Origin of the sequence: Enterobacter cloacae complex sp. BZL2005 (assembly GCF_049238885.1) — a bacterium.
Taxonomy (GTDB): domain Bacteria; phylum Pseudomonadota; class Gammaproteobacteria; order Enterobacterales; family Enterobacteriaceae; genus Enterobacter; species Enterobacter roggenkampii.
Map to the genome: position 1 here is coordinate 24,696 of NZ_JBMKGI010000012.1, position 12,307 is coordinate 37,002.

At 56.6% G+C, this 12,307-nt stretch carries 10 protein-coding genes; 2 read left to right on the forward strand and 8 right to left on the reverse strand.

Annotation, left to right across the window (positions count from 1 at the left end):
• Positions 1-25 precede the first annotated feature (25 nt).
• The 4 genes from ACOTXI_RS18065 to ACOTXI_RS18080 form a co-directional block, all read right to left on the reverse strand.
• Positions 26-1,645, reverse strand: coding sequence for an ABC-F family ATP-binding cassette domain-containing protein (locus tag ACOTXI_RS18065; RefSeq protein WP_058654358.1), 1,620 nt, complete (start codon positions 1,643-1,645; stop codon positions 26-28).
• Positions 1,646-1,874: 229 nt separating this feature from the next.
• A complete protein-coding gene (gene glyS, locus ACOTXI_RS18070; protein WP_008502753.1) occupies positions 1,875-3,944 on the reverse strand; it encodes a glycine--tRNA ligase subunit beta in 2,070 nt (689 codons plus the stop codon).
• Positions 3,945-3,953: 9 nt separating this feature from the next.
• The gene (gene glyQ / locus ACOTXI_RS18075; protein WP_003860141.1) at positions 3,954-4,865 is read right to left on the reverse strand and encodes a glycine--tRNA ligase subunit alpha; all 912 of its coding nucleotides are present in this window, start codon (positions 4,863-4,865) and stop codon (positions 3,954-3,956) included.
• Positions 4,866-5,025: 160 nt separating this feature from the next.
• A complete protein-coding gene (locus tag ACOTXI_RS18080) occupies positions 5,026-5,331 on the reverse strand; it encodes a YsaB family lipoprotein (RefSeq protein ID WP_008502752.1) in 306 nt (101 codons plus the stop codon).
• A gap of 182 nt (positions 5,332-5,513) precedes the next feature.
• On the opposite strand from ACOTXI_RS18080, the gene ACOTXI_RS18085 reads away from it, so the two are divergent.
• On the forward strand, positions 5,514-6,509 hold the full coding sequence (locus ACOTXI_RS18085; protein ID WP_008502751.1) for an acyltransferase: 996 nt from the start codon (positions 5,514-5,516) through the stop codon (positions 6,507-6,509).
• Here ACOTXI_RS18085 and ACOTXI_RS18090 read toward each other — a convergent pair.
• The 4 genes from ACOTXI_RS18090 to xylA all read right to left on the reverse strand — a co-directional run bounded on the left by ACOTXI_RS18090 (position 6,502) and on the right by xylA (position 10,909).
• Positions 6,502-7,422: a GlxA family transcriptional regulator gene (locus tag ACOTXI_RS18090; RefSeq protein ID WP_008502750.1), complete on the reverse strand. Its 921-nt coding sequence runs from the start codon at positions 7,420-7,422 to the stop codon at positions 6,502-6,504. The genes ACOTXI_RS18085 and ACOTXI_RS18090 overlap by 8 nt on opposite strands.
• Entirely contained in the window at positions 7,422-7,961 is a 540-nt protein-coding gene (locus ACOTXI_RS18095; RefSeq protein WP_008502749.1) for an isochorismatase family protein, read from the reverse strand. The genes ACOTXI_RS18090 and ACOTXI_RS18095 overlap by 1 nt, the downstream gene beginning before the upstream one ends.
• 103 nt (positions 7,962-8,064) lie before the next feature.
• Positions 8,065-9,519, reverse strand: coding sequence for a xylulokinase (gene xylB, locus ACOTXI_RS18100; protein ID WP_008502748.1), 1,455 nt, complete (start codon positions 9,517-9,519; stop codon positions 8,065-8,067).
• Positions 9,520-9,586: 67 nt separating this feature from the next.
• Positions 9,587-10,909, reverse strand: a complete 1,323-nt coding sequence (gene xylA, locus ACOTXI_RS18105) for a xylose isomerase (protein ID WP_087855330.1) — start codon at positions 10,907-10,909, stop codon at positions 9,587-9,589.
• Between the two features lie 371 nt (positions 10,910-11,280).
• Between xylA and xylF the strand changes: the two genes are divergently transcribed.
• Positions 11,281-12,273: a D-xylose ABC transporter substrate-binding protein gene (xylF, locus tag ACOTXI_RS18110; RefSeq protein WP_008502746.1), complete on the forward strand. Its 993-nt coding sequence runs from the start codon at positions 11,281-11,283 to the stop codon at positions 12,271-12,273.
• Positions 12,274-12,307 lie beyond the last annotated feature (34 nt).

Here is a 12,307-nt window from a genome sequence, read left to right on the forward strand (position 1 = left end):
CCCCGCCTTTGCGGGGGCTTGTGTTTTACAGGCTATCACAACGCCAACCTGCCTCTTCCCACACCAGCTCATGCGTTAACGTTAAGCCGCTTAAAAACGCCTCATCGTGTGATACCACCAGCAGTGCCCCAGGGAAACCGGCCAGCGCCGCTTCAATGGCCTGGACTGAAGCCAGATCCAGATGGTTGGTCGGTTCATCCAGCAGCAGAAGCTGCGTGGCCTCCGCGCGCCACAGCACGCAGGCCAGGGCAGCCTTAAGACGCTCACCGCCGCTGAGCGCCGCCAATGGGAGCATCACTTTGTCAGCCCCCAGTTGAAGCTGCGCTAAACGGGTTCGCAATACCCCCTCTTCCAGAGGAGTATGACTCAAATTGAGATGCGTCATGACCGACTGCGAGAGATCGAACCGGGAGAGATGCTGGTCGAGATAAGCGCAGCTGACGGACACTTTACAGCTACCCGAACGGGGAGCCATCTCGCCGAGGAGGGTTTTTAACAGCGTCGACTTCCCGCAGCCGTTCGGCCCCTTTAACGCCACGCGCATCGGTCCGTCCATCCGCCAGTTGAGCGGAGGAACAGGTACATGCTGCAGCACCAGATCCTCCAGCACCAGCACCTGCTTCCCCTCCGAGATCTGACTCCCCGGTAAAGTGAACATCACCGGATTATCGTCTTCAACGCGTTCACGCGCCTTGTTTACCGCGGCGTTCAGCGCTTCGTTTTGCTCGCTGTGCTGTTTTTTCCAGGTGCCGATACGTTCCTTTGCCGCGCCTTTATATTTGACCCGCTCGAACGACGCGATATTCAGGGTATCGACGGTGCGTAACGTCTTTGCCGACCGCCGCTGGCTGTCATCATGCTCTTTTTGCATGCGCACGCGGGTGCGTTTGCGCTCGGTTGCCGCATGTTCCAGCGCCGCGCGGGCCGCCTGCTGTTCGGCATCGCGCTGGGTTTGATAATCCGCATAATTCCCGCCGTAGCTGCGCAGACCCGAACCGCTCAGTTCAAGGATACGGGGTACATGAGCCAGTAACTCCCGGTCATGGGAGGCCACCAGCACGCCGCCCTGATACCGACTCAACTGGTCGTAGAACCACGCCCGGCCTTGTCGATCCAGATGGTTAGTCGGTTCGTCCAGCAGAAGAAAGTCCGCGCCCGCCGTAAACGCCCCGCACAGCAGGGCGCGGATGCGCTCGCCGCCGCTGAGTTCTATGGCGGGCTTATCAGGCTCAAACGGTGGGAGCGTCGCATTGATAAACGCTTCGCTCAGACGTTCGGCGATATCCCAGTAGCCGTCGAGCAACGCCAGATCGTCAGGCTGGTAATCGCCGCTGTCAATGCGCTTTCGCGCAGTAAAAATCGCGTCATACCCGAGAAGTTCAGCCAGCGTCGTCTGCGAAGAAATAACATGCTGCTGCGCCACCCAGGCATGCGAGCCAAAGCGTTCAATATGACCGGTAGCCGGTTCGTCCAGCCCCGCCAGCAGACGCAGCAGACGCGTTTTTCCGCTGCCGTTGCGGCCAACCAGCGCGCACAGGGAGGGTTCCAGCGTGAGATTCAGCGGACCAAAAAGGGTATCGCCCGTCGGAAACTGACAGGCGACCTGATGCAAAATAAAAGAAGGGGACTGCGCAAAATGAGCCATAAGCACTCCTGAATGAAATCAAAACATCCCCTGCCGACGCGATGGCGTTTAGCAAGGATCGAAATTCATCAGTCGTGTTTGTTCATTTTTGGGGGGCACTCCAGCGCGAGAAAGTTAACGGGGATAAGGATAGCGGGAATGTGTTGACCATTTCAAGGTTAAATTTTCAGCAACACACTATAAAAAAACCCGCCGAAGCGGGTTTTTAGCATTTGTCACAACGGGCACATTACTGCAGCAGCGAAATATCCGCCACGCGCAGGAACAGCTCACGCAGTTTCTCGAGCATAGAGAGACGGTTAATACGCAGCTCTTTATCTTCTACGTTTACCATCACTTTCTCGAAGAAGGCGTCGATGACGTCACGCAGCTCGGCCAGCTCCACCAGCGCTTCCTGGTAGCGACCTTCCGCGAAGACCGGCTCGAGCTTGTCGCGCAGCACCACAACCTGCATCGCCAGGGCGATCTCTTCCGGCTCTTTCAGCGTCGCGGCGTTCACGCGCTCGTTCAGCGTCTCGTCGGACTTCGCCAGGATGTTGGAGACACGCTTGTTGGCCGCCGCCAGAGCAGATGCCGCTTCCAGCGTACGGAAGTGAGAAACCGCCTTCATACGCGCATCGAAATCAGCCGGACGGGTCGGACGACGCGCCAGCACCGCCTGAATGGTGTCGACGGTGTAACCTTCATCCTGATACCAGGCGCGGAAACGACCGAGCATAAAGTCGATCACGTCATCCACAACGTTGGCATTGGTCAGCTTATCGCCGTACAGACGCACCGCTTCTTCGGTCAGGGTCTGCAGATCCAGGTTCAGGTTCTTCTCAACGATGATACGCAGCACGCCGAGCGCAGCACGACGCAGCGCAAACGGGTCTTTGTCGCCTTTCGGATGCTGGCCGATACCGAAGATACCCGCCAGGGTGTCCATCTTATCGGCAATTGCGACAGCACAAGCTACCGGGTTGGACGGCAGTTCGTCACCCGCAAAGCGCGGCTGATACTGCTCGTTCAGGGCAACCGCCACGTCTTCCGCTTCGCCATCGTGACGCGCGTAGTGCATGCCCATCACGCCCTGGGTGTCGGTAAATTCGAACACCATGTTGGTCATCAGGTCACACTTGGAGAGCAGGCCTGCGCGGGTCGCGTGGTTAACGTCGGCACCGATTTCACGAGCGATCCAGCCGGACAGCTCCGCAATACGGTCGGTCTTGTCGCGCAGCGTACCCAGCTGCTGCTGGAACAGTACGGTCTGCAGGCGTGGAAGATGATCTTCCAGACGCTTTTTACGGTCGGTGTTGAAGAAGAACTCGGCATCCGCCAGACGTGGGCGCACGACCTTCTCGTTACCGGAGATAATCTGGCTCGGATCTTTCGATTCGATGTTCGCCACGAAAATGAAGTTTGGCAGCAGCTTGCCGTCGTTGGCATAGACCGGGAAGTACTTCTGGTCACCCTTCATGGTGTACACCAGCGCTTCAGCCGGAACGGCCAGGAATTTCTCTTCGAACTTCGCGGTCAGCACAACCGGCCATTCCACCAGCGAGGTCACTTCTTCCAGCAGGCTGTCGCTCAGATCGGCTTTACCGCCAATCTTACGCGCCGCGTCTTCCGCGTCCGCTTTGATTTTGGCTTTACGCTGTTCATAGTCAGCAATGACCTTGCCGCGCTCCAGCAGGATTTGCGGATACTGGTCGGCATTGTCGATGGTGAACTCAGGCTCGCCCATAAAGCGGTGGCCGCGGATCACGCGATCGGACGCCACGCCGAGAATGGTGGCCGGAATAACGGTGTCGCCCAGCAGCAGGGTCACGGTGTGAACCGGACGCACGAAGTGCACGTCGGACGCGCCCCAGCGCATCAGCTTAGGAATGGGCAGCTTCGCCAGAGACGTGGCAATCATGTCCGGCAGCAGCGCTTCCGCGCTTTCGCCTTTCACATGGGCACGATACAGCAGCCATTCACCTTTATCGGTGGTCAGACGCTCGGCCTGATCGACGGTGATGCCGCAGCCGCGCGCCCAGCCTTCCGCCGCTTTGCTCGGCTTGCCTTCGGCGTCAAACGCCTGAGCAATCGCCGGGCCACGTTTTTCGACTTCGCGATCCGGCTGGGACGCCGCCAGGTTTGCCACTTTCAGCGCCAGACGACGCGGAGCAGCAAACCACTCAATTTTACCGTGCGCCAGGCCAGCGTTATCCAGCTCGGCAGTCACGTTCGCAGCAAAAGATTCAGCCAGGCTGCGCAGGGCTTTTGGTGGCAGCTCTTCGGTGCCAATTTCCACCAGGAAAGTTTTCTCAGACATGGCCGCCTCTTATTTGTTTCGGTTGCACATCGGGAAGCCAAGGGCTTCACGGGACGCATAGTAAGCTTCTGCAACGGCTTTGGTCAGGGTACGAATACGCAGAATGTAGCGCTGACGTTCAGTCACGGAGATCGCTTTGCGGGCGTCCAGCAGGTTGAAGCTGTGGGCGGCCTTCAGAATACGCTCGTAGGCAGGCAGCGGCAGCGGAGTCTCCAGCGCCAGCAGCTGCTGCGCTTCTTTCTCATACTGCTCGAAGCAGGTGAACAGGAAGTCCACGTCCGCGTATTCAAAGTTATAGGTGGATTGTTCCACTTCGTTCTGATGGAACACGTCGCCGTAGGTGGTTTTACCCAGCGGGCCGTCGCTCCAGACCAGGTCGTAAACGCTGTCTACGCCCTGAATGTACATCGCCAGACGTTCCAGACCGTAGGTGATCTCACCGGTGATCGGCTTACATTCCAGACCGCCAACCTGCTGGAAGTAAGTGAACTGGGTCACTTCCATGCCGTTCAGCCACACTTCCCAACCCAGACCCCAGGCACCCAGCGTTGGGTTTTCCCAGTTATCTTCCACGAAACGAATGTCGTGAATGGTCGGATCCATACCCAGCTCTTTCAGCGACCCGAGGTACAGTTCCTGAATGTTGTCGGGTGATGGCTTAATCACCACCTGGAACTGATAGTAATGCTGCAGACGGTTCGGGTTCTCACCGTAACGACCATCGGTCGGACGACGGGAAGGCTGCACATACGCGGTCGCCATTGGCTCTGGCCCCAACGCGCGCAGGCTGGTCATCGGGTGTGAAGTGCCGGCGCCGACTTCCATGTCCAAAGGTTGAACAATGGTACAGCCCTGACGAGCCCAGTAATCCTGTAAGGTCAGGATCAGGCCCTGGAAGGTCTTGGTATCAAACTTTTGCATAGTATTTCGTGCTGGATACGTGTGGTTTTAAATGGAAGGGACCAGTATACCCGCTGGCTGCAAGATATACAGTACGAAACGGGGTTGTTTAGGGAAAATTGGGAAATAAGCATTCACGCCAGGGCGCTGACGGCGTCTGGCTGTTGATTATGCGAGCAGGCTAGCGCATGGAGAGGTGTAAAAACTGGCCGTCCGCATCAAACGAGCAGACAAAGCCTTCTTTACGCGCCGTATAGCCCTTGAGCTCATAGCTGCCCTGAAAGCGCTCAAACCCGGTGACGTTGATTTTCTGCACGTCCGAGTTATAGCGGCGTGCGGCCTGGTCCTTGCAGAGTGACTCCATATTCAGTGAACGTTCCGGGCTCATTTTGCCCTGCTGGGCTTTTTGCACTGGTGATTCTTGTGGCGCACTGCATCCTGCCAGCATGAAAAGCAGAATGAGTGATGCCACACGCTTCATCATCATTTTTATTACCGTCCTGGTCAGTGGCTGTTATTTTTAGTATCAACACGTTTATAGATTATGGTCAGCCATTCTGCGAATCTCGCGGTCTCCCGGCAAGCCTGCGAATAAAACTCAGAATTTTCCAAACGAAGACTTTTGGACAATGGGAGTCACACTCACTTTACAGGGAATACGAGGAACTGATGCCGTCAAAAATTAACTGGATTGATAACCTGCGAGGAATAGCGTGTCTGATGGTGGTCATGATCCACACGACGACCTGGTACGTCACGAACGCCCACAGCATCAGCCCCGTTAACTGGGATATCGCCAATATTCTCAACTCTGCGTCGCGCGTCAGCGTGCCGCTGTTCTTTATGATTTCCGGCTTTCTCTTTTTTGGTGAACGCAGCGCGCAGCCGCGGCACTTCATCCGCATCGCGGCCTGCCTGGGGTTCTATAGCGCCGTTGCCCTGCTCTATATCACCCTGTTCACCTCCATTAACGCCGGGTTATCCCTCAAATATTTGCTGCAAAAGCCGGTGTTCTACCACCTGTGGTTCTTCTTCGCCATTATCGTGATCTATCTGGTCTCCCCCCTCATTCAGGTGAAAAACGTCAGCGGAAAAATGCTTCTGGCCCTGATGGTGGTGATTGGCATTGTCGCCAACCCGAATACGGTCTCGCAGAAAATCGACGGATTTGAGTGGCTGCCGGTGAACCTCTATATCAACGGCGATACCTTCTATTACGTGCTTTACGGCATGCTGGGGCGCGCCATCGGGATGATGGACACGCAAAAACGCGGTCTGAACTGGCTCTGCGGGGCACTGTTTATCGCCGGCGTGGCGGTGATTTCACGCGGGACGCTGCATGAGCTGCAGTGGCGCGGTAATTTTGCCGATACCTGGTATCTGTACTGCGGCCCGATGGTCTTTATCTGTGCCGTATCGCTGCTCACGCTCGTTAAAAACACCCTGAATGCGCGTCCCCTTCCCGTACTGAGCGTCATTTCACGACACTCTCTCGGGATTTACGGTTTTCACGCGCTGGTGATCCACGCGCTTCGGACAAGAGGGGTTGAACTAAAAACCTGGCCGGTGCTGGATATCATCTGGATTTTTGCCGCGACCCTGGCGATCAGCCTGCTGCTGTCGATGCTGCTGCAAAAAATAGACGTTCGCCGCTTCGTCAGCTAACGCTGCGCTGCCGGGCGCGATGGTACTGGCGCGGGGAGGAAAACCCTGCCGCCAGCGAAGCCTGCTCCACGCCGCGCCCCTGCAATAGCCACTGCTCCGCCACCGCCAGACGCAGCTGCTCCAGATAATCGCGGACGCTAATCCCTAAATGTGTCTGGAAAAGCCGGGTGAGATGGCGCGGGCTGACGTGCGCCAGCGCGGCGATATCAGGCAAGTTCCACGTTTTTTGCGGCTCGGCGGTGAGCGCATCCTGCGCCCGATGAATCGCCGGATGAAGATGATTGCGGTAGCGTAGCCACGGGGAGAGCTGGGGATCGTCACCAGAACGGCGGAACCAGACCACCATCTCGCGCGCCACATTCAGCGCCTTTTCGGGGCCGCACAGGCGGTTAATCATATGCAGCGCCAGGTCGATGCCCGACGTGATCCCCGCGCTGGTCCAGATGTTCTCGTCCTGCACAAAGATGCGGTTTTCTTTAATCGTCGCCGTAGGGGCCGCGGTGCGTAAACGGCTGATAACGTCATGGTGAGTTGTGCACTGTTTGTTATTCAGCAGGCCCGATTTCGCCGCCAGCAACGCTCCTGAACAGACGCACATCACGGTGATTTCCTGGCGCTGGATCTGCGGCTGCCGGCGCATCAGCCAGTGCTGAATCTGCTGCGCCTGCGGGGTTGAGAACTGAAAGCGGGAGTCGCTCACCCCCGGCAGGACCAGCAAGCTGCCCGGAGACAGGCTTTCCGGCAACGGCTGGATGCCGCTCATCGTCAGACCTATCGACGTCGGAACCTCCGGCTGCGGGCCAATGTAATGCAGACGAAACGCGTCGCCTGCCAGCACAAAGGTTTCTGCCGGGCCGGTCATGTCTAATGACAGCACCCCGGGCAACATCACGAACCAGACGTCGATGGGCATTACAGTGACTCCAGCGTCTCCGCTACCGTTTTAATGTCGGCAAAACGCCCGGACAGTACCGTTTCGGTACGGTGGCGAATGTCCGCTGCGCTAAGGGTAATGCCCTTGTACGTCATGGGGAACGTCAGCGTTGCCTCGCTCACAAAGGTCACAGCATAACCCAGATCGGATGCCACCCGGGCGGTGGTTTCACAGCATTGCTCCGTGCGAATGCCGCAGATAATCACACTATTGATATCGCGCTCGCGCAGCCAGCGATCGAGCCCGGTATCCGTGAAGGCATTATGAACGTGTTTCTGGAAAACCACATCCGGCTGATGACGCAAAAAGGCCATCGGTTTGACATAGCCGCTTTCCAGCGTAAATGGGCCGTCTTCATCCACATGAAAAATATCAACGACCGGAATACCGCGCGCCTGGCAGCCTTCAATCAGCCCCAGCATCGCCTGCTGAAAAGCGGGAATGTCATCCTCCTGCCAGTAATTGCGGTGATGGAAGGACTGCTGAGTATCAATGTTGATGAGTGCAATGCGTGACATGATGGTTCTCCTCGCCAGTGGGTGTGACACCATACTGGCAAGGAAAGGAAGGCACGCACAGACCAAAAAAGGACATCCTCGTGCCTCTCCCGGACAAGCGAATTTACGTCATCAGCGGCAGCAGCTGCTGGTAGATTTTGCGGAACACGTCGCGCCTTTCCGCGTACCGCGCATGGCGCGCCGCGTCAGGCAAATGTGCCTGTTCAAGCGTAAGCTGCGGCAGCAGTTGTGAAAGCGGTTTTTCCGGGTTCATAGCAATCTGCGCCAGACGCGCGGCGCCGAGCGCGGGGCCAACATCGCCACCGGTGCGGAAATCCAGCTGCAAGCCGCTGATGTCCGACAGCATTTGTCGCCAGTAAGGGCTTCGCGCACCGCCGCCAATCAGGGTGACGCTTGCGGGTTTCAGGCCGCAGTCGTGAACCACGTCCATTCCGTCAGCCAGCGCATATCCGACGCCTTCGAGAACCGCACGCGCCAGTTCTGCCGGACCATGCTGATGTGTTAAGCCAAAGAACACCCCTTTCGCTTCCGGATTGTTGTGTGGCGTACGCTCGCCGGACAGATACGGTAAAAACCAGACGGTACCGGCATTTTCATCCGCCTGCTGTGCTGCGGCAATCAACGCAGGAACATCGGCCATCCCGGTCAGCTTCGCCGCCCAGTCCAGGCACGACGCTGCACTCAGCATCACCGACATCAAATGCCATTTTCCTGGCAGCGCATGACAAAAACTGTGCACCGCGCTTTCGGGATTGCTGCGATAGCCGTCGCTGACGGCAAAATAGACGCCAGAGGTTCCCAGCGACAGCATCGCCTGACCTGCCTCAACCATGCCGACGCCCACGGCCCCTGCGGCATTGTCACCGCCCCCGGCAACCACCGGCACGGCAGGCATATTCCAGCGTTCCGCAACGTCTGGCAGCAGTGTGCCTGTTACCTCGCTACCTTCGAACAGGGCGGGCATGTGTTCACGGGTCAAATAGCAGGCATCCAGCATCGCCTCGCTCCAGTCGCGTTTCGCCACGTCGAGCCACATCGTGCCGGCGGCATCGGACATGTCGGAGGCGAAATCGCCCGTCATGCGAAAACGCAGATAGTCTTTCGGCAGCAGGACTTTCGCCACCTGCCGGAAAATCTCCGGCTCGTGTCGCTGCACCCACAGAAGCTTAGGCGCGGTAAAGCCGGGCATCATCAGGTTGCCGGTAATCGCGCGGGAAGTGGGTACGCGTCCCTCAAGAAGCGCACACTCTTCTGCACAGCGGCCATCGTTCCAGAGGATCGCAGGACGCAACACGCGATGCTCGCTATCCAGCAAGGTTGCACCGTGCATTTGCCCGGCAATCCCCAGCGCTTTCACGTCACGCAGAGAATGCTGTTCACCTAACGCCTTGATTGCACGATCCGTTGCCTGCCACCACTGCTCCGGGTCCTGTTCCGACCACAGCGGATGCGGACGTGAAACCTGCAGCTTTTCAGTCTGCGTTGCTAACACCTCGCCCTGCTCGCTTAACAGGATGGCTTTCACACCCGATGTGCCCAGATCGATCCCGATATACATATAGTGGATTCCTTAAGTGAAAATGCCCGGTGGCGCTGCGCTTACCGGGCCTACAAGCTGGATGCCGTTATTTATCGAACAGGTAGTGGTTGACCAGATTTTCCAGCAGCTCCTGGTGCCCGCTCTGGTGCTGCGGCGCCAGCTGATGGTGTTCAGCGTACTTCGCGATCTCCGCAAGCGATAACTGACCTTTCAAAATTTGCTGGCCCAGCTCACTGTTCCAGCCGCTGTAGCGCTTCGCCACGCGTTTATCGAGCTCGCCGTCTTCAATCATACGTGCCGCCACCTTCAGCGCCAGCGCCATGGTGTCCATCGCGCCAATGTGGCCGTAGAACAGATCGTATTTGTCGGTGCTCTGGCGACGCACCTTGGCGTCAAAGTTCAGGCCGCCGGTAGTGAAGCCGCCCGCTTTGATGATTTCGTACATCACCAGCGCATTCTCTTCCACGCTGTTCGGGAACTGGTCGGTATCCCAGCCCAGCTGCGGGTCGCCGCGGTTCGCATCGACCGAGCCGAAGATGCCCAGCGCAATCGCCGACGCGATCTCGTGGTGGAAAGAGTGGCCCGCCAGCGTGGCGTGGTTGGCCTCAATGTTCACTTTAATCTCTTTTTCCAGACCGAACTGCTTCAGGAAGCCATACACCGTCGCCACGTCGTAGTCATACTGGTGCTTCGTCGGCTCATGCGGCTTCGGCTCAATCAACAGCGTGCCGCGGAAGCCGATTTTGTGCTTGTGGTCGACAACCATCTGCATAAAGCGGCCAATCTGCTCGCGCTCCTGACGCAGGTCGGTGTTGAGCAGGGTTTCATAGCCTTCACGGCCTCCCCACAGAACATAGTTTTCACCGCCCAGCTGATGCGTGGCATTCATTGCCGTCACCACCTGCGTGGCCGCCCAGCTAAACACTTCCGGATCCGGGTTGGTTGCCGCACCTGCGCCGTAGCGTGGGTTAGTGAAGCAGTTTGCCGTGCCCCACAGCAGCTTCACGCCGCTTTGCTGCTGTTTTGCCGCCAGCACATCCACCATCTGCGCAAAGTTGTTCAGATACTCTTTCAGCGATGCGCCTTCCGGCGACACGTCGACGTCATGGAAGCAGTAGTACGGCACGTTCAGCTTGTGGAAGAACTCAAACGCCACATCGGCTTTGCGCTTTGCCAGCTCGATGGCCTCACCCGGCTGCTGCCACGGGCGGTCAAAGGAGCCCACGCCGAACATATCGGCGCCGTTCCAGCAGAAGGTATGCCAGTAACAGGCGGCAAAGCGCAGATGATCTTCCATGCGCTTACCCAGCACCAGCTCATCCGGGTTGTAGTGACGAAATGCTAAAGGATTGGTCGTTTTCGGGCCTTCGTAACGAACACGATCGAGTTGGTCGAAATAAGCTTGCATATTGAGCTCCATAATCAGGGTATGCGGCGAGTCGTTGATACAGGAGTAATAGTGAATAGACATTTTGGGTTGCTCAATTACGTTATTTCACACTGCTATTGAGAGAATGCACAACTGTGCGCTGGCTCGCAAAATAATGCGCAGACGAACTATTTTTCGGCGCGGATTCCAGAATCAAATGTAATTAAGACGTTACGTATTTTAAAATCCGATCGCGGTCATAAATTCAGAAATAAACCAAATATCATAATGAGAAGATAAAAATCTGTAATTGCCAGCCTGCCTTTCCGCGTTAAAAATTTGCTGCGTCCCAGCAGTGAATGTTTCTTTTATCTCAGCAACACATACCCCTACAAAAAGGCCTAATAATTATGAAGATAAAGAACCTGACCCTAACGCTCTGCACTACGCTCCTCCTTGCAAGCTTTGCAGGGCATGCCAAGGAGGTCAAAATTGGCATGGCGATTGACGACCTGCGTCTGGAGCGCTGGCAAAAAGATCGCGATATTTTTGTGAAAAAAGCGGAATCACTCGGCGCAAACGTGTTTGTCCAGTCGGCTAACGGCAACGAAGAAACACAAATGTCGCAGATCGAGAATATGATTAACCGCGGCGTCGATGTGCTGGTCATTATCCCCTATAACGGCCAGGTATTAAGTAACGTAGTGAAAGAAGCCAAACAAGAAGGCATAAAAGTGCTGGCCTATGACCGCATGATTAATAATGCGGACATTGATTATTATATTTCGTTCGACAATGAAAAAGTCGGCGAATTACAGGCACAAAGCCTGATCGACAAAGTGCCTCAGGGCAATTATTTCCTGATGGGCGGCTCGCCGGTAGATAACAACGCCAAGCTGTTCCGCGAAGGGCAAATGAAGGTCCTTAAGCCGTACATCGACAACGGGAAAATAAAAGTGGTTGGCGATCAGTGGGCCGACGGATGGTTACCCGAAAACGCCCTGAAGATTATGGAAAACGCGCTGACGGCCAACAACAACAAAATTGACGCGGTTGTGGCCTCCAACGATGCCACCGCAGGCGGTGCGATTCAGGCCCTGAGCGCCCAGGGGCTGGCGGGTAAAGTCGCCATTTCAGGGCAAGATGCCGATCTGGCTGGCGTAAAACGTATTATCGCCGGCACCCAAACCATGACGGTCTACAAACCGATTACCGAGTTGGCCAATACGGCGGCGGAAATCGCCGTGGAACTGGGCAACGGTAAGCAACCAAAAGCAGACGCCACGCTGAATAACGGGCTGAAAGACGTTCCGGCTCGCCTGCTCACCCCTATTGAAGTCAATAAAGAGAACATTGACGCCACCGTCATTAAGGACGGTTTCCACAAGAAGAGCGAACTGTAATCCGGCGCGGCCCCTGCTCTGCGGGGGCGCATCA

What these genes read in the sequence shown, in the direction of transcription:
- ACOTXI_RS18065 (WP_058654358.1), bottom strand. Translation starts at nt 1,645, where the DNA reads ATGGCTCATTTTGCGCAGTCCCCTTCTTTTATTTTGCATCAGGTCGCC.
- ACOTXI_RS18085 (WP_008502751.1), top strand. Translation starts at nt 5,514, where the DNA reads ATGCCGTCAAAAATTAACTGGATTGATAACCTGCGAGGAATAGCGTGT.
- xylF (WP_008502746.1), top strand. Translation starts at nt 11,281, where the DNA reads ATGAAGATAAAGAACCTGACCCTAACGCTCTGCACTACGCTCCTCCTT.
- glyS (WP_008502753.1), bottom strand. Translation starts at nt 3,944, where the DNA reads ATGTCTGAGAAAACTTTCCTGGTGGAAATTGGCACCGAAGAGCTGCCA.
- ACOTXI_RS18095 (WP_008502749.1), bottom strand. Translation starts at nt 7,961, where the DNA reads ATGTCACGCATTGCACTCATCAACATTGATACTCAGCAGTCCTTCCAT.
- glyQ (WP_003860141.1), bottom strand. Translation starts at nt 4,865, where the DNA reads ATGCAAAAGTTTGATACCAAGACCTTCCAGGGCCTGATCCTGACCTTA.
- ACOTXI_RS18080 (WP_008502752.1), bottom strand. Translation starts at nt 5,331, where the DNA reads ATGATGATGAAGCGTGTGGCATCACTCATTCTGCTTTTCATGCTGGCA.
- xylB (WP_008502748.1), bottom strand. Translation starts at nt 9,519, where the DNA reads ATGTATATCGGGATCGATCTGGGCACATCGGGTGTGAAAGCCATCCTG.
- ACOTXI_RS18090 (WP_008502750.1), bottom strand. Translation starts at nt 7,422, where the DNA reads ATGCCCATCGACGTCTGGTTCGTGATGTTGCCCGGGGTGCTGTCATTA.
- xylA (WP_087855330.1), bottom strand. Translation starts at nt 10,909, where the DNA reads ATGCAAGCTTATTTCGACCAACTCGATCGTGTTCGTTACGAAGGCCCG.